This is a genomic window from Amycolatopsis kentuckyensis, assembly GCF_002155975.1.
Classification (GTDB): Bacteria; Actinomycetota; Actinomycetes; order Mycobacteriales; family Pseudonocardiaceae; genus Amycolatopsis; species Amycolatopsis kentuckyensis.
The window spans coordinates 15,728-38,158 of record NZ_MUMI01000120.1 but is presented as its reverse complement, the minus strand read 5'-3'; the positions used below and the strand labels follow the sequence as shown (position 1 = coordinate 38,158).

The window sequence follows — 22,431 nt, the reverse complement described above, 5'->3', positions numbered from 1 at the left end:
TGCCCGCGCGGGACACGGCCGGCCGCGTCGTGGGGGCGATCCGGGTCAGCTACCCGTCCGCGCCCATGGAAGCGCGGCAGCTGCAGATCTGGGGCTTCCGGGCCGTGCTGGCGGTGGCCGTGCTGATCGTCGCCGCGTTCCTGGGCACGTTCCTCGCCCGGCGCCTGACCCGGCCGTTCCGGGAACTCAACCAGATGGCCGGTCGCCTGCGCGACGGCGAGCTGACCGCCCGGGCCGAGGAATCCGGGCCGGTCGAGACCCGCACGCTCGCGCGCACGCTCAACAACGCCGCCGAAACCATCGACACGCTGGTGCGGGCGCAACGGGCGTTCATCGCCGACGCGTCGCACCAGCTGCGCACGCCGCTCACGGCGTTGCGGCTCTCGCTGGACAACATCGCCGACGGGGTGCACGACCCGGACGTGCACGAAGACGTCGACCAGGCCACCGCCGAAGTGGTCCGGATGAGCAGGCTGGTCAACGGCCTGCTCACCCTGGCCAAGGCCGAAGCGGCGATCGCGGCGCCCGAACCGGTGCGGGTCGCCGAAGCGGTCGCCGGGCGGCTCGGCGCCTGGCGCGCGGTGGCCGCCGACCGCGGCGTCGAGCTGCGCCAGGACGACGCCGACGCGGACCTGCTCGCCATGGTCAGTCCCGGGCACCTCGAGCAGGTGCTGGACAACGTGCTCTCGAACGCACTGGAGGTCTCCCCCGACGGCGGCTCGGTCACCGTGTCGAGCGGCCGCCGGGAAGGTCACGCCGTGCTGGAGATCGCCGACGAAGGCCCCGGGATGTCCGAGGCCGAGCGGAGCCGCGCGTTCGACCGGTTCTGGCGCGGCCAGGGCCGGACCGGCCCGTCGGGGTCCGGTCTCGGCCTGGCCATCGTGAAGCAGCTGGTCACCGACGACGGCGGCACCGTGTCCCTCGGCGACGCCGAGGGCGGCGGCCTGCGCGTCCGGATCGGGCTACCCCTCGGGCATCGCTGACGAGTGGTGGTTGACGATCAGCCACCTGCCCTCGCGCAGCTCGTAGACGTAGGTGTAGCGCGCCCGCACCCGCTCGGTCTTGCCGTCCTTGGCCAGCGTGAACTCGTAGACGCCGGTGTTCACCGCGGTGTCGGCGTCGAGGACGTCGACCGTCTCGTCCTCGATCACGCCCTGCGGCTTGCTCTGGAGGAACTTGGTGAAGTAGTCGACGATCTGCGCGCGGCTGCGGCGGACCTCGTTGGACACCGTCGGCAGCAGGACGGCGTCCGGCGCGTAGAGGTCGGCGACCCGCTGCGGGTCGCCGGTCGCCAGCGCCGCGTTCCACTGCGGGAACAACGCCGCGATCTGCTGCTCGGTGGGCCGCGCCGCGGCGGCCGCGGCCGGGGCCGCCGCCCCGGGGGTCGCCGCGCCGGTGAACGTCGCCGCGCCGGTCGGGGTCGCCGCGGTACCGGTGCCGCACCCCGCGGCCACCGCCGTGACCGCCACCGCGGTCAGCACGACCGCACCGCTCCGCATCTTGCGCATTTTCGCCTCCTGGCCGGGGAATCGCTTACGAATCCACTGTGGAACGGCGACCGGAAGGGGAATTCCAGCGTGCGGACAGGACGCGGGAAAGGTTCGGCCAGGACGGCCGCGCCCGTTCGCTCTGCGGACCACCCTGGCGAGTGCTATCTGATCCTTTATGAGTGAATCACTGAATTACCCGGAATCGTCCGTTCCGACCGGTCAGGCGCCCGCCCCGCCCCGGCCGGGCACGGTCGAAGGGGCCTTCTGGGCGTTCATCGCCGCGCCGGTGATCGGGCTGATCGGGGGCCTGCTGATCTTCGGCAACCGGGACCAGATCGCCGCGACCATGCGCGACACGAACAGACAACGCGGCGGCAACCTCACCGACGCGCAGATCGACCAGGCGGTGAACGTCACGATGATCACCGCGGTGGTGATCGCGGTGGTCATCGCCGGGCTGTACCTGCTGTTCGCGTTCAAGCTGCGCGCCGGCCGCAACTGGGCGCGCATCGTGCTGACCGTGCTCGCCGCCCTGCAGCTGCTGTCGGTGCTGACCGGGCAGAGCACGATCGGCGGCTACCTCGCGGTGCTCGCGGCGGTGGTCGGCGTCGTGCTGTCGTTCACGGGTCCGTCGAACGCCTACTTCGCGGCGGCCAAGGCCCAGCGCTGAGCGGATCCGCGCGGCGGTCCGGCGTGGACCGCCGCGCGGCTCGCCGCGGCCTCGACGAGCATCCGCGGCCGGACCGGTCGAGGGACTGCGCGCGTTCTTCGGCCGGTGGCGGGAAAGCCGCCACCGGGAGCGGGTTCCGGGCGGGGTGCCCGGCTGACTTCCGCGGGTTCCTGGTGCGCACCGAGGCGGCGACCATGACGCGTCACCAGCCGTGACGGCGTGAGCCGCCCGATCGTGTTTCACCGGGCGAAGACGGGGGAAGTCACGCGGGGCGATCTGCTCTCAAGGAGGTTGTCATGGCGGCAACACCCGATCCGGCCCGTGCCGGGGTGCGCACGCTCATCCCGGCACGCATCGACCGGTTGCCCTGGTCCCCGTTCCACACCCGGATGGTGGTCGCCCTCGGGGTGGCCTGGATCCTCGACGGCCTGGAGATCACGGTGGCCAGCGCGGTCGCCGACACCCTCACCAAGCCCGAGACGCTGAACATGTCGTCGGCGGCGGTCGGGCTGCTGGCGACGATCTACCTGGCCGGCGAGGTGGTCGGGGCGCTGTTCTTCGGCAGTCTCTCGGACAAGCTGGGCCGGCGGAACCTGTTCATGCTGACGCTGGCCGTCTACCTGGTGGGCAGCGGCCTGACCGCGCTGACCCTCGGCAACGGCGCGGGCTGGGTCGTCTTCCTGTACGCCACGCGGTTCGTGGCCGGCATGGGCATCGGCGGCGAGTACGCGGCCATCAACTCGGCGATCGACGAGCTGATCCCGGCCCGCTACCGGGGCCGGGTGGACATCGCCGTCAACGGCACCTACTGGGCCGGGGCCGTGCTGGGCACGATCGGGACGTACATCCTGCTCAACCGGATGGACCTGTCCTTGGGCTGGCGGCTGGGCTTCCTCATCGGGCCGGTGCTCGGCCTGGTGATCCTGCTGGTGCGGCGGCACCTGCCGGAGAGCCCGCGGTGGCAGATCATGCACGGCAAGGCCGAGGCGGCCGAGAAGTCGATCAAGCAGATCGAGGACGAGGTCGAGCACGGCGGCCGCAGCCTGCCGCCGGTCGACGAGAAGAAGGCGATCGAGGTGACCCCGGCCGAGCGGATCGGGTACGTGGCGCTGGCCAGGGTGCTGTTCCGCGAGTACCCGTCGAGGGCGGTGCTGGGCGCGTCGCTGATGATCAGCCAGTCGTTCCTGTACAACGCGATCTTCTTCACCTACACGCTGGTGCTGGGCAAGTTCTACGGGGTCTCGTCCGAGGCGACGCCGATCTACCTGATCGCGTTCGCGGTGGGCAACCTGGTCGGCCCGTTCACGATCGGCCACCTGTTCGACACCCTGGGGCGGCGCAAGATGATCTCCGGGACGTACGTCGTGTCGGGGGTGCTGCTGGCGATCACGGCGGTGCTGTTCTACGCGGGCGCCCTCAACGCGATCACCCAGACGATCGCGTGGTGCGTGATCTTCTTCTTCGCCTCCGCGGGCGCGAGCGCGGGATACCTGACGGTGAGCGAAATCTTCCCCTTGGAGGTCCGGGCCAAGGCGATCGCGGTGTTCTTCGCGATCGCGCAGTGCTTCGGGGCGCTGGGTCCGGTGATCTACGGCGCCCTGATCGGCACGGGAGAGCACCCGGTCCGCCTGTTCATCGGCTACCTGCTGGGCGCGGCGGTGATGATCGCGGGCGGTCTGGTGGCCCGGTTCCTGGCGGTCGACGCGGAGGGCAAGTCCCTGGAGGACATCGCCCAGCCACTGGCGGCCGCCGGTCGCCGTGGGCGCACCCGGGCCGAGGGGGCGTCCTCGCCGTTCTCGACCTGACGAGTCCGGGTTTGGGCCGGGCGGTACCCGGGTAGTCGGCCCGCGGAAGCGTCGCGGCCGGGAGGTGGGTGTGGGACCACGGAAATGGCTCGAGTCCTGGCCCGTCTACCGCCAGCTCACCGGCACCGACCCACTCGGGCGGGGCAAGGCCGCGGAATCGCCGCGTTCCGAGGCCCTCGCCCCGCGCACGGCGAACGCCGATCGGGTCGCCAGGTCCGTCTGCCCCTACTGCGCCGTCGGCTGCGGGCAGCAGGTCTTCGTGAAGGACGAAAAAGTCGTCCAGATCGAAGGCGACCCGCACAGCCCCATCTCGCGCGGCCGGCTCTGCCCCAAGGGCTCGGCCAGCAAGCAGCTGGTCACCGGCCCGCAGCGCGAACGGAAGGTCCGCTACCGCGCGCCCTACGCGACCGAGTGGACCGAACTCGACCTCGGCACCGCCATGGACATGGTCGCCGACCGCGTGCTCGAGGCCCGCCGCGCCGGCTGGCAGGACACCGACGAGCACGGCAGGCCGCTGCGCCGCACCACGGGCATCGCCAGCCTCGGCGGCGCCACCCTCGACAACGAAGAGAACTACCTGATCAAGAAGCTCTTCACGGCGCTGGGCGCGATCCAGATCGAGAACCAGGCCCGGATTTGACACTCCGCCACGGTTCCCGGTCTGGGGACCTCCTTCGGTCGCGGTGGTGCGACGGACTACCAGCAGGACCTGCAGAACGCCGACTGCGTCGTCATCATGGGCTCGAACATGGCCGAGGCGCACCCGGTGGGGTTCCAGTGGGTGATGGAGGCGAAGGCCCGCGGGGCCGAGGTGTTCCACATCGACCCGCGCTTCACCCGCACGAGCGCGCTGGCCGACGCCCACGTCCCGCTGCGGGCCGGCACCGACATCGCGTTCCTCGGCGGCGTGATCAACCACATCCTGAGCAACGACCTGGACTTCCGCGAATACGTGGTCGCCTACACCAACGCCTCCTTCCTGGTGCACGAGGACTACCGCGACACCGAGGACCTCGACGGCCTGTTCAGCGGTTACGACGAAGCCACCGCCGCCTACGACCCCTCGACGTGGCACTACGAGAACGTCCGGCCGCGGGACACCGCGCACGGCAAGGAGACCTCGGCGTCCGACCAGCACGGCTCGGGCGGCCCGGTGCTCGAAGGCGGCAGCGAGGAGATCGCCGCCGACCCGACGCTGCGGCACCCGCGCTGCGTGTTCCAGATCCTCAAGCGCCACTTCGCCCGCTACACCCCGGAAATGGTCGAGGCCACCTGCGGCACGCCGAAAGAGCTCTTCCAGCGGGTCTGTGACGCCTGGACGCGCAACTCGGGCCGGGAACGCACCGCCGCGCTCGTCTACAGCGTCGGGTGGACGCAGCACAGCGTCGGCGCCCAGTACATCCGGGCCGGCTCGATCATCCAGCTGCTGCTCGGCAACATCGGGCGCCCCGGCGGCGGCGTGTTCGCGCTGCGCGGGCACGCCAGCATCCAGGGCTCGACCGACATCCCGACGCTGTTCAACCTGCTGCCCGGCTACCTGCCGATGCCGACGCCCGAACAGGCCACGCTGGCCGACTACCTCGACAGCGTCCGCGCCGACAAGCAGAAGGGCTTCTGGCGCAACGCCGACGCCTACACCGTGTCGCTGCTCAAGGAGTACTGGGGCGGGAAAGCCACCCCGGACAACGACTTCTGCTTCGACTACCTGCCGCGGATCAACGGCGACCACGGCACCTACCGGACGGTCATGGACATGGTCGACGGCAAGGTGTCCGGCTACTTCCTGCTCGGGCAGAACCCGGCCGTCGGGTCGGCGCACGGGCGCCTGCAACGGCTCGGCATGGCCAACCTCGACTGGCTCGTCGTCCGCGACCTGACGATGATCGAGAGCGCCACCTTCTGGAAGGACGCGCCGGAGATCGAAACCGGCGAGATCGTGCCGGAGCGGTGCCGCACCGAGGTGTTCTTCTTCCCCGCCGCCTCGCACGTCGAAAAGGAAGGGACGTTCACCCAGACCCAGCGCATGCTGCAGTGGCGGGAGAAAGCCGTTGAGCCGGCCGCGGACCAGCGCTCGGAGCTCTGGTTCTTCTACCACCTCGGCCGGCTGGTCCGGGAACGGCTGGCGGGCTCCACCGACGAGCGTGACCGGCCGGTGCTCGACCTCGCGTGGGACTACGCAGTGCACGACGGCGAACCGTCCGCCGAGGACGTGCTGCGGCGGATCAGCGGCCAGGACCTGACCACGGGCCGCGAGGTCGGCGGTTACCTCGACCTCAAGGCCGACGGCAGCACCTCCTGCGGCTGCTGGATCTACAGCGGCGTCTACGCCGACGGCGTCAACCAGGCCGCCCGCCGCAAGTCCCGCTTCGAGCAGGACCTGTCCGCGCGGGAGTGGGGCTGGGTGTGGCCGCTGAACCGGCGGGTGCTCTACAACCGCGCGTCCGCCGACCCGGCCGGCCGCCCCTGGAGCGAGCGCAAGGCCCTGGTGTGGTGGGACGCCGGCCGCGGCGAATGGACCGGCCACGACGTCCCCGACTTCGAGAAGACCAAGCCGCCGGACCACGTCCCGCCGCCGGGCGCCGTGGGGCCGGCCGCCCTGCGCGGCGACGACCCGTTCGTCATGCAGTCGGACGGCAAGGCGTGGCTGTTCGCGCCGTCGGGACTGGCCGACGGCCCGCTCCCGGCACACTACGAGCCGCACGAATCGCCGTTCCGGAACCCGTTCTACGCCCAGCAGAGCAATCCGGCCCGGAAGGTCTACGGCCGCCGCGACAACCCCTCGCACCCGTCGCCGCCCGAGAAGGGCCGCGAAGTGTTCCCGTTCGTGTTCACCGCCGCGCGGCTGACCGAGCACCACACCGCGGGCGGGATGAGCCGGACGCTGCCGTACCTGTCGGAGCTGCAGCCGGACCTGTTCGTCGAGGTCTCCCCCGAGCTCGCGAAGCTGCGCGGGCTCACGCACCTGGGGTGGGCGCACGTCGTCACGGCGCGGGCGGCCGTCGAGGCGCGGGTGTTCGTCACCGACCGGCTGGCGCCGCTGCGGGTGCAGGACCGGGTCGTGCACCAGGTGTGGCTGCCCTACCACTGGGGCGGCTCCGGGCTCGTGGCCCGCGACGTCGTGAACGACCTGCTCGGCGTCGTGCTGGACCCGAACGTCTTCATCCAGGAGAGCAAGGTCGCCACCTGCGACGTCCGGCCCGGGCGGCGGCCGCGCGGCACCGAGCTGCTCGCGTTTCTCGAGGAATACCGCACGCGCGCGGGCATCACGCCGCCGGAGGAGCGATCATGACCATCGAGAACCGGCTTTCCGGGCCGCTGCCGGACGTCGCCGGCGAGGCCGGGCACACCGGGCACCCGCCGCGCGTCGGGTTCTTCACCGACACGTCGGTGTGCATCGGCTGCAAGGCCTGCGAAGTCGCCTGCAAGGAGTGGAACGGCGTCCCCGAGGACGGGCTCGACCTGCTCGGGATGTCGTTCGACAACACCGGCGCGCTCGGCGCGAACTCGTGGCGGCACGTGGCCTTCGTCGAGCAGCCGCGGCCGGCCGACCCGGCCCCGCCGCGGGAGCCCGAAGACCTGGGCATGCCCTCGTTCGACCTGCCGGGTGCGAAGACCGGCACCGAAGGCCGGACGGACTTCCGCTGGCTGATGGCGTCGGACGTGTGCAAGCACTGCACCCACGCCGGCTGCCTCGACGTCTGCCCGACCGGCGCCCTGTTCCGCACCGAGTTCGGCTCGGTCGTGGTGCAGCAGGACATCTGCAACGGCTGCGGCTACTGCGTTTCGGGCTGCCCGTACGGCGTCATCGACCGCCGTCCGGGCGACGGCCGGGCCCAGAAGTGCACGCTCTGCTACGACCGCCTGCACGACGGTCTGGAGCCGGCCTGCGCCAAGGCCTGCCCGACCGACTCGATCCAGTTCGGCGAACTCGACGAGCTGCGCGAGCGGGCGGCCCGCCGCGTCGAGGACCTGCACGAGCGAGGCGTGCCCGAGGCGCGGCTCTACGGCCACGACCCGGCGGACGGCGTCGGCGGCACCGGCGCGTTCTTCCTGCTGCTGGACGAACCCGAGGTCTACGGACTGCCACCGGATCCGGTGGTCCCGACCCGCGAGCTGCCCGCGATGTGGAAGTACGCCGGGATGGCGGCGTCGGCCCTGCTCGCGGCCGCGGTCGCGTCGTTCGGGCCGTTCGGGCCGTTCGGAAGGAGGCGCCGGTGACCCCCCGCGAACCGCAGGCCGCCGGCACCCGGGCGCGGGTGTTCGGCCGCCGCAAGCGCGGCGGCTCCGGTGAAGAGCTGATGGTGCCCCGCGCCGAGTTCCGGTCCTACTACGGGCGGCCGGTGCTGAAGCCGCCGGTGTGGGAGTGGAAGGTGCCGGCGTACCTGTTCACCGGCGGGCTCGCCGCGGGCACCTCGCTGCTGGCCGCCGGCGCCGACCTGACCGGACGGCCCGCGCTGCGCCGGGTGGGCCGCACGGGTTCGCTGGCGGCGCTGCTGGCCAGCGTCTACCTGCTGGTCGCCGACCTCGGCCGGCCGGAGCGCTTCCACCACATGCTGCGCGTCGCGAAACCGACGTCGCCGATGAGCGTGGGTACCTGGATCCTGAGCGCCTTCGGCCCGGGGATGGGCCTTGCCGCGGCCGCCGAGGTGCTCCCCGCCGGGCTGCGCCGTCGCCTTCCCGGACGGCTGGTGGGCGCGGTGGCCCGGCCGGCCGGGCTCGTCTCGGCGGCCGTCGCACCGGCCGTCGCGTCCTACACGGCGGTGCTGCTGTCGCAGACGGCGGTTCCGGCCTGGCACGAGGCCCACGCGGAACTGCCGTTCGTGTTCGCCGGTTCGGCGGCGGCGAGTTCGGGCGGCTTCGCGATGGCGCTGGTCCCGGTCGAGGAGGCGGGCCCGGCCCGGGCGCTGGCGGCGTTCGGCGCGGCGGCGGAGCTGGTGGCGTCGAAGGTGCTGGAGAAGCGGCTCGGCCTCACCGCGGAGGCGTACACGACCGGCAAGGCGCACCGGCTGCGCACGTGGTCGGAGCGCCTGACGGCGGCCGGGCTGCTCGGGGCGCTGGCCGGGCACCGCAGCCGCACGGTCTCCGTGGTGGCCGGGGCGGCGCTGGTCGCCGGGAGCGCGATGCAGCGCTTCGGGGTGTTCGAGGCGGGCGTGGAGTCCACAAAGGACCCCAAGTACGTCGTCGTGCCGCAGCGGGAGCGCGTGGAACGGCCCTGACGACCGCGCTGTGGGGCCGCGGCGAACCGGGCGGGGAACCGCGCGCCGTGGGGCCGCCGCGAACCGGCCCGGGAACCGCGCCGAGGCGAGCGGCCCGGGTGCCCTGGTCCGCGCCGGCCGCCACCGTCCACCCGCGTCGCCGTGGCCGCCCTCAGCGGGAACTTCCCCGCGGCCGGGGCAGCACCGCCAGCCGGTCCAGCGCCGCCTCGACACTCGGCTGGATCGGCAGCAACCGCTCCAGGCCCAGCACCCGGACCGGCCGCAGCACCGCGCGCCCCGCCGCCGCGATCGCGAACGGGACCCCGCTCACGTGCGCCTCCGAAGCCGCCACCAGCAGCTCCGTGATCCCGCCCGCGCCGCAGAACGACACTTCCGACAAATCCAGCACCAGGGCTCTCGGCGCGAGGTCGATCTCCTCGCCCAGCCGGGTCCGGAGCCGGCTCAGCACCGGCAGGTCGATCTCGCCGCGGATCGCGACGGTCGTCGCCTCCGCCGTGGCGGTCACCGTCACGGTCATCGCGGACGGGACGTCGACGCGAAACCGCGGAGCGGCGATCTGGTCGAGCACACAGGCCTCCTCGAAGCGAGGGACGGCCGGGAGGCGGCCCCGCCTCCCGGCCCACCCACGGAACGGACACGCAGGGGAACTGGTGGGCGGCTGCCGGCTGAACCGCGCTGCCCACCGTACGCCGCCGCGGCGGGGACTTCCGCGCGGACGCCGAATTCGTCGAATTCGGACTCCGGCCCGGCGAATTCCCGGAATGCGCCACGCGCGCCCCGGATAACGGTTCGGAGATCCAGTCGGCCCCGAGCCCCCACCGCACGCCCGTCTTCTGCTAAGAAGTGCATCGTTTCGTCGACCGACACAGGGGTATGGGTGGCTTTCGAGGAACAGCTCGTCAACGGGCGGTACCGGCTCCTGGGGCACCTCGGCCGCGGTGCGATGAGCCTGGTGTGGCGAGCCAAGGACGAGCGACTGGACCGGGTCGTGGCCGTCAAGCAGTTCCTGCACGAGCCGGGCGCGGGCGGCGACGTCTGCGAACGCGCGCTGCGGGAGGCGCGGCTGGCGTCCCGGCTGCGGCACCCGCACGCCGTCGCGGTGTTCGACGTCTTCGAGGACGCCGGCTCGATGTACCTGGTCATGGAGTACGTGCCCGCGCGGTCGCTGACCGAGGTCCTCGTCGAACGCGGGCCGCTGCCCCGGTGCGACGTGCTGCGGCTCGGGCGCCAGATCGGCGCGGCGCTGGCCGCGGCGCACGGCGACTGGATCCTGCACCGGGACGTCACGCCGAACAACGTGCTCGTCACCGACGACGGCACCGCCCGGATCACCGACTTCGGCGTGTCGCGCGCGCTCGGCGAGCACCCGGCCGCCGACGAGGGCGTCGTCGTCGGCACGCTCCCCTACCTGGCTCCGGAAGTGGCCCGCGGCGGCGAGGCGGGCCTGCCCTCCGACGTCTACTCGCTCGGCGCCACGCTCTACACGGCGCTGGAGGGCACACCGCCGTTCGGCACCAGCGACGACCCGATCACCCTGCTCCGCCGGATCACCGAGAACCAGCTCACCCCGCCGCCCCACGGCGGTCCGCTGACCGCCGTGCTGATGCGGATGCTCGAACGCGACCCCGCCGCGCGCCCGTCGATGCAGGAGGCGGTGGACCTGCTGGCCGCCGTCGGCAAGCCGGTCCCGGACGCCGGGCCCCGCCGGTCCCGGTTCCGCCGCGCCGCCGTGACCGGGGCCGCCGCGTGCCTGACGTCGGTCAGCGTGGCGGCCGGGCTCGCCCTCGCCGACCGGCCCGGGACCACCACCGCGGCGCCCATCGAGCACCCGCCGACGACGATCACCGCCGACCGCACCGTCAGCAGCACCACCACGGCACCCGCGCCGGTCCCGGCCCGCGTGCCCGACGGGCCGGCGCGGCGCTCCACGCCGCCCGCACCACCCGCACCGCTCGGCGCCACTGCCGGGTGCACCGCGCGCTACGAGATCACGAACGCCTGGCCGGGCGGTTCCCAGGTGCAGGTGACCGTGCACAACGACCGGGCGAGGCGGCTCGCCGGCTGGACGGTGACCTGGGTGCAGCCCGGCGGAGCCGGCATCCGGGACCTCTGGAACGGCACCCTGAGCCAGGTCGGCTCGGCGGTGACCGTCACCGACGCGGGCTGGAACGCCCTCGTCGAGCCGGACGGTTCGGCTTCGTTCGGGCTCAACCAGGACGTCACGTCCGGCCATCCGGCCGTTCCGGTCGTCAACTGCCGGACGAACTGAGAACGTTATCGTTCCGTCACAACCGGATCGCCCATTCTTCCGTAGCGGCCGGTTTTGTTTCCGGCATCCGGAACGAATACGTCGAACGCATTTTCGTACCCCCACCCAGGTGAGTGAATTGGGCCGACGAGCCGAACTGTGCACCGGAACCGGCCGTGTTCCCTGATGACGGACGACAGAGGGGAGCGTGCCCGTGCGCGAAGGGGCAGTGATCGCCGGCCGGTACCGCGTGCTCGGCCGGGCGGGTCACGGCGCGATGGGAACCGTGTGGCGGGCGAAGGACGAGCGGCTCGACCGGCTCGTCGCGATCAAGCAGCTCTTCCCCGACTCCCCCGCCGACCCGGCGGCCGCGGAGCGCACGCGCGACCGGACGATCCGGGAGGCCCGGGTCACCGCCCGGCTGCGCCACCCGCACGCGGTCGTCGTGTACGACGTCGTCGAGCAGGGCACCGCGGCCTACATCACGATGGAGTACCTGCCGGCCCGCACGCTGACCGACCTGCTGGAGGAGCACGGCCCGCTGGTGCCGGAGTACGCGGCCGAGCTCGGCGCCCAGCTCGCCTCGGCGCTGGCCGCCGCGCACGCGGAAGGCGTGGTGCACCGCGACATCAGTCCCAACAACGTCCTCGTCACCACCGACGGCTCGGCGAAGATCACCGACTTCGGGGTGGCCCACGCGCGCGGAGAGGGCACCGCGACCGGTCGCGGGCTGGTCGTCGGCACGCCGGCCTACCTCGCCCCGGAAGTCGCGGACGGCGAGGAACCCGGCTTCCCGTCCGACGTCTACTCGCTCGGCGCGACGCTCTACACCGCGCTCGAGGGGCGGCCGCCGTTCGGCACCGACGAGAACCAGCTGGCCCTGCTCAAACGGGTCGGCGCCGGCACCATCACCCCGCCCGCCACCAGTGGCCCGGTCACCGACGCCGTCCTCCGGCTGCTCCACCGGGATCCGGCCGCCCGCCCGGCGATGGCCGGGGCGGCCCGGCTGCTGACCCGCGCCACCGCGCCGGGGGTGACCCCGGTGGCGGCGGTCCCGGCGGAGCACCCGCCCGCGCCGCCCCGGCGCCGCCGCTCGCGGGTGGCCTTCGCCGGGACGGCACTGGTGCTGGCGGCGGGCGCGGTCGTGGCGGCGACGTCGCTGCCGCCCGGCCGGGAGCCCGCGAGCGCGGCGGCCCAGCTGGCGTCGGCGCCGTCCACGACCCCGCCGACGGCCTCGATCACGTCCCGGACCACCGGGCCGGCCGGCTGCGCCGCGCGGTACCAGGTCGTGAAGTCGTGGAACGGGGGCTTCCAGGGGCTGGTGACCGTGCGCAACAGCGGGCGCGCCGAGGTCACCGGGTGGACGGTGAGCTGGCCGACCCCGGCCGGGACGAGCATCGACGACCTCTGGAACGGCAGGCTCGTGCGGAGCGGCGGCACCTCGGCGATCGTGAACGCCGAGTGGAATGCGGTGCTGAAGCCCGGCGAATCGACCACCTTCGGCTTCATCGCCCTGGCCCGCGGCGGCAACCGCGGGATGCCGGTGACCGACTGCCGTCCCGGGCAATGAATCGGTGCCCGGCCGTTTTCGATCATCCGACGAAGGTGGCTTGACCAGCGCCGTTGACCGGCATTAAGGTCATCATCCACCCCTTCCTGTTAGCGCTAACTTCCGGCCGGACAACGGATCGGACAATGGGTCTCGAGAAAGTCCTCACAAAGATGACGAATTTCCGCGACGTGGCGGACGAGCCGTCGGGCGGCGGCCGCGGCGCGGTGACGATCACCGACGTGGCGAACGCGGCCGGTGTCTCGGCGAGCACGGTGTCCTACGTGATCACCGGGAAGCGGACGATCTCCCCGGCCACCCGGCGCCGGGTGGAGGAGACCATCCGCACCCTCGGCTACCGGCGCCGCGGCGGCTCGCCGTCGCCCCGCGCCGGTGTCCTCGCGGTGGCGGTGCCGCCGCTCGGCGACCGGCAGCTGGGCATGGAGATGGAGTTCTTCTCCGCGGCCGCGGGCGCGGCCCGCGAACTCGGCTTCGACCTGCTCCTGGTCACCGACGACGAAGGCACCTCGGGCCTGCACCGGGTGACGTCGGCCGCGCTGGCCGACGCGGTGATCGTGCTGGACGCCGGCGACGACGACCCGCGCGTGCCGGTGCTGCTGGCCTCCGGCCGCCCCGCGGTGCTGGTCGGCGCGCCGGGGCAGCCCCGCGGGCTGGCGTCGGTGACGCTCGACTTCGCGCCGGCCGCCCGGGCCTGCCTCACCCACCTCGCCGACCTGGGCCACCGGTCGATCGCCCACCTCGGGCCGCCGGCGTCACCGCCCGGCCACCGGCTCCGGTACCTGAAGGGCTTCGCGGAGAGCTTCGGCACCGCCGCCGGCGAACGCGGCGTGGAGGCGACTTTCCACCGCCTTTCCCCGGCGGGCCGGGTGGCGGAGCCCCCGGCCGGGACGAAGCCCCGGCCGGCACCGTGCGCCCCCACGGCCGACGACGTCGCCCGCTGCCTGGACGAGCTGTTCGCCGACGGGGGCCCGACCGCGCTGGTCGTTCACGACGAAGCCGCCCTTCCGCTGGTCATGGGCACGCTGCGGCAACGCGGGCTGCAGGTCCCCGGCGACGTCTCGGTCGTCGCGGTCTGCTCGGACACCGTGGCCGGCCAGCAGCGGATCCGGCCCACCGCGGTCGTCGTCCCGGCGGCCGAGCTGGGGGCGCTGTCCGTCCGGCGGGCGGTGCGCCAGCTCGACGGCGGAGCGGCCGAGCCCGGCACCGTCACGCCCGCGCTCGTCACCGGGGAAAGCACCGCGGCGGCCCCCGCCGCCCGGGACGGGGCGACCCTGTCCGGCTGGGTGAGAATTCCCGGACAATCGGCACCCTGACCGAACCCGTCTCCCGTTTCGGCCGTATTTCCTTTCAGAGGGGCCGTCGACGTCGACAGGGGATTACGGGTGGCAGCGAAAAAGGGCGCATTGGCCGGGCGGTACCGGCTGCTCGAACCGACCGGCGGACCGCCCGGCGGGCGGGCGTGGCGGGCCAAGGACGAATTGCTGGACCGATTCGTCGTCGTCGATCGGCTGCCGCCGGGGTGCCCGTTCGACGCGGCCCATTCCGACCGCGTCCGGGCCAAGGCGATCCGCGACGCGCGGGTGGCCGTCCGGCTGCACCACCCGCACGTCGTGGTGGTGCACGACGTCTTCGAGCACGACCTGACGCCGTACGTGGTGACGGAGGACCTGGCGGCCGGCACCCTGGCCGAGCTGGTCGGGCGGCGCGGCGGCTTCCCGCCGGACCGCGTCGCGGCGCTCGGCGCCCAGCTGGCTTCGGCGCTGGCGGCCGCGCACGCCGAGGGCATCCTCCACCGCGGGTTCGGCCCGGACAAGGTGCTGGTCACCGCGGACGGGACGGCCAAGATCGCGGGCTTCGGCCTGGGCACCGGCGGCTTCCCCGCGCCGGAGGTGACCGGCGGCGCGAGCCCGGCGCGCCCCGCGGACGTCTATTCCCTGGGCGCCACGCTGTACTTCGCGCTGGAAGGGCGGGTGCCGGGCACCGCCGTCCCGCCGCGGTCCCCCGGGCCGGTCCTCGACGCCGTGCTGGACCTCGTGCGCCCGGAACCGGCGGACCGGCCGTCGATGGCCGACGCCGAGCGCGTCCTCACCGATCTGGCGGTGGCCCGTCCCCTGGCGGCGATCCCCGTCCAGGGCGGCCGGTCGCTGGCCCGCGTCCTGGTGACGGGCACGGTCCTCCTGGTCGCCGTCGGCACGGCGGTGACGACCCACGCGGCCCTCCGCCGCCTGACGGCTTCCTGAGGCCCCGGGCGCCCCGGGAGGGGCGCCCGGGGATCCTTATTTCGAGGGCACGTAATAGCTGCCGTACGGCGAACCGTACGGCGGGAAGAAGACGGTCTCCGGCGGCGGGGGCGCCGTTTCGGCGACCGTCCGCGTTCCGGCGAACGTGATCGGGCCCGGCAGTTCGGGCGCGCGGACCGGCGCCGGTGCCGGATCGGCCTGCACCACAAAAGAAATCACCGCGAACGCGCTCAGCGCGGTCACCGCCGCCGCGCCCGCGACCAGCCAGCGCATCAGGCGGTCGGGGTGCGGTGCGCCTTTTTGCACGGCCGCGGCCGCGCGGACGCGGTGTTCCACCCGGTCCGCCGCCGACGGCGGGGAATTCTCCGCGCGCACCCGCTGAATCAATTCCTGAACCGAAACCTGCCGCCTGGCCGCAGGTGCCGTCGGGCGCGTCAACCGAACCACCTCCGATTCCCCACATGCGAGAAGTCGCATGTCCCGTCGCGGAGACTAGGAGGTGATCCACTTCTTGTAAATCCCGAGATCGCGATCCGGTCGTTACCGCTTCGACACAACCGGATCCGCCATTCGGCCGTACTCCGGAAGAAACGCGAGTGAATTCGACGATTTCACCGCGGCCGGGATTCCGCCGCGCTTCCGCACGATTCGCGCACCACGAGTGTCGGCCAGAGCTGCAACCGGTGGACGGGCCGCTCGGTCGTGTCGGCGAGCCGGGCCAGTGCGAGTTCGGCGGCCACCGCGCCGAGCCGGTGCTTCTGCGGGCACACCGCGGTCAGCGGCGGGTCGGACGCCGCGGCGACCTCGTCGTCGTAGGAGACCACCGCCAGCTCGCCCGGCACCGCGATGCCGCCGTCGCGGGCTCGTTCGATCAAGCCGATGGCCTCGCGGTCGGCGTGCACGAGCAGCGCCCGGACACCGGCCCGGCGGCAGCGGTCCAGCAGCGTGTCGTACTCCCGGGCCCAGCCCGCGGAGCCGTAGGCCGGGACGTCGAGGTCCAGCGCGGTGGCCGCGTCCAGGCCCAGGGAGCCGATCGTCTCCCGCCAGCCGGTGCGCACCGCCGGGCTGTGCGGGCTGGACCGCGACGTGACCAGCCCGACCCCGCGGTGGCCGAGGGAAACCAGGTGCCGGACGGCCAGTCCCGCGCCGAGGGCATGCGCCGTGGTCGCCGCGTCCAGCGCCAGCGTCGGCAGCTCCGGCGGCGGCAGGCGCTCGACGAGCACCACCGGAACGCTCAGCGATCCCAGCCAGCGCAGCAGGTCCAGCGCGCCGCGGCCGCTGGTGGCCGGCGCGACCAGCAGCGTCTGCACCCCGCGTTCGAGGAGCGTGGTGATCTGACGGCGGTCCTCCGCCGCGTCGTAGCTGGACGCGCGCAGGACCAGCCGGCCGCCCGCCGCGGCCACGGTGGACTGCGCGCCCTGGATCACCGTCGGCCAGTAGTACTCGACCGAAGGCGCGACCATGCCGACCAGCGTGCCGTGCGCGGGCGGGCCGAACGCCGAAGCGGCCCGGCCCGGCTCCGGGTGGCCGCCGCGGGGCCGGGTCAGCGTGACGCCGCCGTGCACCCGCGTCAGCAGGCCGCGGTCCGCCAGCTCGGTGACGTCCCGCCGCACGGTGACCGCGGTGACGCCCAGCCGCTCCACCAGCTCGGTGAGCCGGACCGCGCCGTGTTCGCGGACCAGCGAAAGGATGAGCTGGTGCCGTTCCGAGGCGAGCATCATCGGACCTGCTCCAGCCGGACCCGCGCCGGGCCCTCGCGCACCAGCAGCGTGAGCCGGCTGAGGTGTGCACCCCAGGAGGCCCGCAGGAGCGGGTCGGCCAGCGGCCGCCGCTCGAGGTCCGCGGTGGTGGCCCGGGGATCCCAGCTCAGCCGCAGCACCCGCCGGCCGCCCAGGCACACGAACGCCTCGCCCTCGCCCAGCTCGACGTCCCCGGCGAGGACGTGCCGCAGCCGCACCGGCCGGACACCGTCGTCGTCCGCCACGAGAACGTGCGCGGGCGCGTCGCGGACCAGGCGCACCGAACGGATCCAGCGCGCCACCCCCGGATACGCCCCGGCGAGGTCCGCGGTCAGCGTGGCCGCGGACGCGGTGAGCTCGACCCGGACGTCCCGCGCCCCGAAGTCCTCCCCCGGTTCCTGCGGGACACCCGGCTCGGGCACGTTGTGCCACTCGCTGCGCAACGGCCAGGCCCGGTACCGGTCCGGCCCGAAGCTGGCCGCGGTGTAGGTCGGCTGGCCCGCGTCGACCACCACCGGCACGCCTTCGACCGCCACCCAGTAGGACCCCACGTCGAGGTGGTTGTGCCGCTCGCCGTTGTGCCCGGCCTTGACCGCCACGGTCAGCCCGCGCGGCGAGCCCGCCGTCTCCCGGGCCACGAGCACCTGCACCCGCGGCAGCCACTGGTCGCGGGCCAGCCAGTTTCCGGCCGGTTCCCCCGCCCACGCCGTGCGCCAGTCCGCGTCGGCCAGTGCGGACAGGGCCCGGCCGAGTCCGGCTTGCGGCCACACCGGCCGCCCGCTCGCGCGCGCCTGGCTCAGCGCGTGCGCCCGGACGTCGTCGTCGCCGAGCGACTCGCCCCACCGGTGCAGGACGTGCCACGGCTGGGCCAGGGGCAGCCGGGCCGGGGCGTCCCCCGCGTTGACGTACGCGTCGCCGCCCAGGTGCATCCGGTGCGGGAAGCGGATCAGCGGCGCCAGCACCGGAAGCTCGCGCGCGGCGAAGCCGGTCGCGGCGGCCAGCAGGTCGAGGCACTCCAGCAGGCGGCAGGCGCCGTGCCACCAGTAGGCGACACCCTCGTCGATGCCGCCGTCGTCGGGCAGCACGGCGACGTAGTGGTCGAGGCCTTCGACGACCAGCCGCACGAGCCGCCGGCGCCGTTCTTCGTCGTCGACGAGCAGCAGTGCGGCGGTGAGGACGCCGCTGTGGATCCACGGGTTCCAGTTGTGCGCGTCGCCGTCCAGGCCGAGCCAGTGCCAGTCGCGGACGCGCTCGAACGGCGTCAGGACCCGGAGTTCGACCTCGCGCCGCAGGCGGCGGCGCAGTCCGGGCGCCCGCAGGTCGAGGTGCGGGCCCAGCACGTGGTCGGCCCAGGCGACCAGGGACGCGACTTCGGCGGCGCCCAGGTCGAGGAACGGGTCGTCGGGGTCGGGCACCACCTCGCCCCGGGCGGCCGCGTGCCGGTCGTGCGGCGCCCAGCACCAGGTGGTCGCCTCGGCCAGCGCGACCAGCCCGTCGATCGCGCCGTCCAGGAACGCCCCTTCGTCCTCGGGGGCGAGCACCGCGGCCAGCACCAGGACCGTCACGCGTTCGCGCAGCTCGCGGGCGGCGTCTTCGTAGTCGGTCCGGACGCCGTCGCGGAACGTCCGCGCCCAGGCCGTGGCCGTCAGGACCGGGGCCGGCCGCGCGAGCACGGCGTGGGCGTCGGCGAGCAGCGCGGTGCCGTCGGCCGCGGCCCAGATCGCCCGATCGCGCACGTCCGGGAAGGCGGGCCGCGCCACCGGACGGCCGTCGAAAAGCGCGAGCAACACCACGGTGTGTCCTTCGCTTCTGATCGTTCGTGATCGCTTTTGACCTGAATTGTTGACTCGAACTATGGCACACCCCGACAGTGACAGCCATCACTTCGACGGAGGAGCAATGATGCTTCCGGAATCGGCGGGACCCAACCGCCGGACGTTCCTTTCGGCCACCGCCGCGCTCGCGGCCGGTGGACTGCTCGGCGGCTGCGCGTCGACGACCACGGCGTCCGGCGCCACCCGCGTGACCATCTGGTCGTGGCTCACCGGCATGGACAAGTACGTGGCCGCGTTCAACGCCGCGCACCCGGACATCTCGGTGGAGCTCAACGTGATCGCGGCCGGCCTGAAGGGCGGCTACGCCCAGCAGACCAACGCGCTGCGCGCCCACAACGCGCCGGACATCCTGCACGCGGAGTACCAGGGCCTGCCGCAGCTGCTCACCACGGGTGGGCTGCGGGATCTCACCGGCGACCTCGCGGACCTGGAGCGCGGCTACTCCCCCGCGGCCTGGCAGGGCGTCCGGCCCGGCGGCCGCACCTGGGCGGTCCCGATGGACCTCGCCCCGATGGTGCTCTACTACCGCAAGGACCTCTTCGACCGGCACGGCATCGCGGTGCCGCGCACGTGGGACGAGTTCCGCGCCGCCGCGCAGGCCGTCAAGAAGGCCGACCCGGCCGCGCGGGTGACGACGTTCCCGCTCAACGACGGCTCCTTCTTCGCCGGGATGTGCTGGCAGGCGGGCGATCCCTGGTGGCGCGCCGACAACGGCTCGTGGCGGGTGAACATCGACGGCGCGGGCACCCTCCGCACCGCCGACTACTGGCAGGGCATGATCCGCGACGGCCTGGTCGCGACGGCCCCGACCGGGGACCAGGACTGGATCGGGGCGATGCACACCGGCCGGCTGTGGGGCCTGCTCGGCGCGTCCTGGAGCGTCGGGTCCCTGGTGAAGTCCATCCCGCAGGACAAGGGCCGGTGGGCGGTCACCACGATGCCGACCTGGGACGGCGTCCCGGCCAACGGCGTCCAGGGCGGCAGCGCGTTCGCCGTCTCCGCCGAGAGCAAGGTGCCCGACGCCGCCGTGAAGTTCCTGCGCTGGCTGAGCACCGACCCCGCCGTCGCGAAGATCGGCACCACGTTCACCACGCCGTTCCCCGGCTACCTGCCCAGCCGGGACGTCGCCCGCAAGGCGTACAAGGGCGGGTACTTCCTCGGCGCGCCGGTGTACGACGTGCTCGACGAAGCCGCCCGGCGCGTCCCGGACTGGACGTGGGGCCCCAACGCGCTGCGGACGTTCTCCACCGTCGTCGACCGGATGGGCGGGGTGAAGACGGGCGGCACGACCCTGGCCACCGCCGTCCGGCAGACGCAGGCCGGCGCCGTCGCCGAGCTGCGTGAGCGGGGATTGACCGTGCTGGAAGGGAAAGCCTGATGACCGTCCTCACCCCGGAACGCGCCGCGAGCGTGCCGGCCCCGGCCAGTCCCGGCGCTCCGGTGCCGGGCCGTCGTGGCCGCGGCCGCGCCGGCCTCGTGCTGGCGGCGCCGTTCGCGATCCTGCTGACCACCACCGTGCTCGTGCCCATCGGGTACGCGCTCTACCTCAGCCTGTTCACCGATCGCCTGTCCGGCCTCGGCTTCTCCGGCCCGACACAGGCGTTCGTGGCACTCGGCAACTACGTCGACGTGCTCACCGACAGCGCGTTCCACGCCAGCCTCGGCAACGTGGCCCTGTTCGTCCTGGTCCACATCCCGATCATGCTCGGCCTGGCCCTCCTCCTGGCCCTCCTGATCGACTCCGCCGTCGTCCGGCTCAAGCGCGTGTGGTCCCTCGCCGTCTTCCTGCCCTACGCGGTGCCGACCGTGATCACCGGCCTCATCTGGGCGTACCTGTACAGCCCGAACTCGGGACTGACCGCGCTCCTGCCGTTCGACCCGCTCGGCAAGACCGGCATCCTGCCCTCGATCGTGAACATCGCGACCTGGCAGTGGGTCGGCTACAACATGATCATCTTCTACACGGCGCTGCAGGCCGTCCCGCGTGACGTCCTCGAAGCCGCGCGCGCCGACGGCGCCGGGGGCTTCCGGACGGCGTGGTCGGTCAAGATCCCGATGATCCGGCCGACCATGTTCGTCGCCCTCGTGTTCACCGTCATCGGGTCCCTGCAGCTGTTCACCGAACCCCTGGTGCTGCGCGGGTTCACCGGCTCGGTGACGAGCACCTGGTCCCCGAGCCTCTACGTGTACGAAGCCGCGTTCATCGCCAACGACTACGGCCGCGCCGCCGCCGCGTCCGTGCTGCTCGCCCTGGTTTCCGCCCTGCTCTCGGCGCTCGTCATGCGCCTGTCCAACCGGAGGTCCCGGTGACCCTGTCCCCTCAAACTTCGCGGTGGACGTCACGCACGGTCGTGCACGTCCTGCTGGTGCTGGCCGCGCTGTACGCGGTCCTGCCGCTGGTCTGGCTGGTCACCTCGGCCACCAAGTCCGTCGGCGACTTCTCCACGACCGGGGCGTTCGAGTTCGGGCAGTTCAACCTCGGCGCCAACCTCGGAGCGCTGTTCACCCAGGAGAACGGCGTCTTCCTCGCCTGGATCCGCAACTCGCTGCTCTACGCCGGCCTCGGCGCGGTGCTCGGTTCGCTGATCTGCGCGGCCTGCGGGTACGCGATCGCGAAGCTCGACTTCCCGGGCCGCCGCGCGCTGTTCGCGATGACGCTGGCCGGGGTGCTCGTGCCGACCACCGCGCTGGCCCTGCCGCTGTACCTGCTGGCGTCGCAGCTGGAGGTCGTCGGCACGTTCTGGGCGGTCTTCATCCCCTTGCTGACCAACCCCTTCGGCGTCTACCTCGCCCGCGTCTACGCCGAGGCCGCGGTGCCCGGCGAGGTGCTCGAAGCCGCCCGGACCGACGGGGCGGGCGAGCTGCGGACGTTCTTCACCATCGCGCTGCCGATGATGCGGCCCGGGCTGGTCACCGTCTTCCTGTTCCAGTTCGTCGGGATCTGGAACAACTTCTTCCTGCCGCTGGTGATGCTCACCGACCCGAAGCTGTTCCCGATGAGCCTCGGCCTGTACCAGTGGAGCACGCGCGTGACCCAGTTCCCGCAGTACAACCCGCTCGTCATCACCGGCTCCCTGCTGGCCGTGCTGCCGCTGGTCGTCGCGTTCGTCCTGCTGCACCGGCAATGGCGGTCCGGGCTGGCGGCGGGCAGCGTCAAGTGACGCGCCGCCCGGAGACCCTGCTGGTGATGGGGCGGGACACGGCTGCGCTGCAGTTCGGCACCGCCGAACTGGCCCGCCTGCGCGCCACGGCCCGGCTGGGCGAGCCGCTGTGCACCGACGAACTGGCCTCGGCCCCGGTGCGCGCGCGGCTGGCGGAGGTGGAGGTGCTGATCACGTCGTGGGGCTGTCCCCCGCTCGACGACGCGGTCCTGCGGGCCGCGCCGCACCTGCGGGCGGTCCTGCACGCGGCCGGGAGCGTCCGCGACCACGTCGGCGCGGCGGTGTTCGACCGCGGCCTGCTGGTCACCACGGCCGCCGACGCCAACGCCGAGCCGGTCGCCCAGTACACGCTGGGCGCGATCCTGTGGGCGTTCAAGAAGGTGCCGTTCCTGGCCGCCGACGCCCGGAAGTTCCGGGAGGACTGGGGTTACCGCGACCAGCGGGGCGAGCTGTCCGG

General features: G+C 73.2%; 19 protein-coding genes. 14 read left to right on the top strand and 5 right to left on the bottom strand.

Annotated elements, in window-relative coordinates; all coding sequences use genetic code 11:
• Positions 1 to 983 (top strand): HAMP domain-containing sensor histidine kinase (locus CCN39_RS13045; RefSeq protein ID WP_086841730.1); only part of this gene is annotated, 983 nt, incomplete at its 5' end.
• Here CCN39_RS13045 and CCN39_RS13040 read toward each other — a convergent pair.
• Positions 963 to 1,508 carry an SgcJ/EcaC family oxidoreductase gene (locus CCN39_RS13040; RefSeq protein WP_086841725.1) on the bottom strand — a complete coding sequence of 182 codons (546 nt, stop codon included), beginning with the start codon at positions 1,506 to 1,508 and terminating at the stop codon, positions 963 to 965. The genes CCN39_RS13045 and CCN39_RS13040 overlap by 21 nt on opposite strands.
• Before the next feature lie 157 nt (positions 1,509 to 1,665).
• Here CCN39_RS13040 and CCN39_RS13035 point away from each other — a divergent pair, with 157 nt between their 5' ends.
• From CCN39_RS13035 to nrfD, 5 genes are all read left to right on the top strand, one after another.
• Entirely contained in the window at positions 1,666 to 2,160 is a 495-nt protein-coding gene (locus CCN39_RS13035) for a hypothetical protein (RefSeq protein ID WP_086841723.1), read from the top strand.
• A 296-nt stretch (positions 2,161 to 2,456) separates the two neighbouring features.
• Entirely contained in the window at positions 2,457 to 3,965 is a 1,509-nt protein-coding gene (locus tag CCN39_RS13030) for an MFS transporter (protein ID WP_086841722.1), read from the top strand.
• Positions 3,966 to 4,035: 70 nt separating this feature from the next.
• Positions 4,036 to 7,254 (top strand): formate dehydrogenase, encoded by a 3,219-nt coding sequence (gene fdh / locus CCN39_RS13025; RefSeq protein WP_086841720.1) that lies wholly within the window; start codon positions 4,036 to 4,038, stop codon positions 7,252 to 7,254.
• The gene (locus CCN39_RS13020; RefSeq protein WP_143264029.1) at positions 7,251 to 8,183 is read left to right on the top strand and encodes a 4Fe-4S dicluster domain-containing protein; all 933 of its coding nucleotides are present in this window, start codon (positions 7,251 to 7,253) and stop codon (positions 8,181 to 8,183) included. The genes fdh and CCN39_RS13020 overlap by 4 nt, the downstream gene beginning before the upstream one ends.
• Positions 8,180 to 9,181, top strand: coding sequence for an NrfD/PsrC family molybdoenzyme membrane anchor subunit (gene nrfD / locus CCN39_RS13015; RefSeq protein WP_086841719.1), 1,002 nt, complete (start codon positions 8,180 to 8,182; stop codon positions 9,179 to 9,181). Before CCN39_RS13020 ends, nrfD begins: the two co-directional genes overlap by 4 nt.
• Before the next feature lie 151 nt (positions 9,182 to 9,332).
• On the opposite strand, the gene CCN39_RS13010 is transcribed toward nrfD, so the two are convergent.
• Positions 9,333 to 9,749 (bottom strand): STAS domain-containing protein, encoded by a 417-nt coding sequence (locus CCN39_RS13010; protein ID WP_086841717.1) that lies wholly within the window; start codon positions 9,747 to 9,749, stop codon positions 9,333 to 9,335.
• A 309-nt stretch (positions 9,750 to 10,058) separates the two neighbouring features.
• Here CCN39_RS13010 and CCN39_RS13005 point away from each other — a divergent pair, with 309 nt between their 5' ends.
• From CCN39_RS13005 to CCN39_RS12990, 4 genes are all read left to right on the top strand, one after another.
• Positions 10,059 to 11,450, top strand: coding sequence for a serine/threonine-protein kinase (locus tag CCN39_RS13005; protein ID WP_086841715.1), 1,392 nt, complete (start codon positions 10,059 to 10,061; stop codon positions 11,448 to 11,450).
• Positions 11,451 to 11,643: 193 nt separating this feature from the next.
• A complete protein-coding gene (locus CCN39_RS13000; protein WP_167455061.1) occupies positions 11,644 to 12,999 on the top strand; it encodes a serine/threonine-protein kinase in 1,356 nt (451 codons plus the stop codon).
• A 152-nt stretch (positions 13,000 to 13,151) separates the two neighbouring features.
• Positions 13,152 to 14,312: a LacI family DNA-binding transcriptional regulator gene (locus tag CCN39_RS12995; RefSeq protein WP_244210762.1), complete on the top strand. Its 1,161-nt coding sequence runs from the start codon at positions 13,152 to 13,154 to the stop codon at positions 14,310 to 14,312.
• A 69-nt stretch (positions 14,313 to 14,381) separates the two neighbouring features.
• The gene (locus CCN39_RS12990; protein ID WP_244210761.1) at positions 14,382 to 15,239 is read left to right on the top strand and encodes a protein kinase domain-containing protein; all 858 of its coding nucleotides are present in this window, start codon (positions 14,382 to 14,384) and stop codon (positions 15,237 to 15,239) included.
• Between the two features lie 36 nt (positions 15,240 to 15,275).
• Here CCN39_RS12990 and CCN39_RS12985 read toward each other — a convergent pair whose 3' ends face one another.
• From CCN39_RS12985 to CCN39_RS12975, 3 genes are all read right to left on the bottom strand, one after another.
• Positions 15,276 to 15,614, bottom strand: a complete 339-nt coding sequence (locus CCN39_RS12985; RefSeq protein ID WP_086841707.1) for a hypothetical protein — start codon at positions 15,612 to 15,614, stop codon at positions 15,276 to 15,278.
• A gap of 236 nt (positions 15,615 to 15,850) precedes the next feature.
• Positions 15,851 to 16,960 carry a substrate-binding domain-containing protein gene (locus tag CCN39_RS12980; protein ID WP_086841705.1) on the bottom strand — a complete coding sequence of 370 codons (1,110 nt, stop codon included), beginning with the start codon at positions 16,958 to 16,960 and terminating at the stop codon, positions 15,851 to 15,853.
• Positions 16,957 to 18,768 carry a heparinase II/III family protein gene (locus CCN39_RS12975; protein ID WP_244210760.1) on the bottom strand — a complete coding sequence of 604 codons (1,812 nt, stop codon included), beginning with the start codon at positions 18,766 to 18,768 and terminating at the stop codon, positions 16,957 to 16,959. Before CCN39_RS12975 ends, CCN39_RS12980 begins: the two co-directional genes overlap by 4 nt.
• Positions 18,769 to 18,877: 109 nt before the next feature.
• Between CCN39_RS12975 and CCN39_RS12970 the strand changes: the two genes are divergently transcribed.
• From CCN39_RS12970 to CCN39_RS51690, 4 genes are all read left to right on the top strand, one after another.
• Positions 18,878 to 20,191 carry an ABC transporter substrate-binding protein gene (locus tag CCN39_RS12970; protein ID WP_086841702.1) on the top strand — a complete coding sequence of 438 codons (1,314 nt, stop codon included), beginning with the start codon at positions 18,878 to 18,880 and terminating at the stop codon, positions 20,189 to 20,191.
• Positions 20,191 to 21,123: a carbohydrate ABC transporter permease gene (locus CCN39_RS12965; protein WP_086841700.1), complete on the top strand. Its 933-nt coding sequence runs from the start codon at positions 20,191 to 20,193 to the stop codon at positions 21,121 to 21,123. The genes CCN39_RS12970 and CCN39_RS12965 overlap by 1 nt, the downstream gene beginning before the upstream one ends.
• Before the next feature lie 41 nt (positions 21,124 to 21,164).
• Complete coding sequence (locus tag CCN39_RS12960; protein WP_086841698.1) at positions 21,165 to 21,974, top strand: carbohydrate ABC transporter permease; 810 nt, start codon at positions 21,165 to 21,167, stop codon at positions 21,972 to 21,974.
• On the top strand, positions 21,971 to 22,431 hold a 461-nt coding region (locus CCN39_RS51690), incomplete at its 3' end, for a Rossmann-fold NAD(P)-binding domain-containing protein (protein WP_491844421.1). The genes CCN39_RS12960 and CCN39_RS51690, both read left to right, overlap by 4 nt.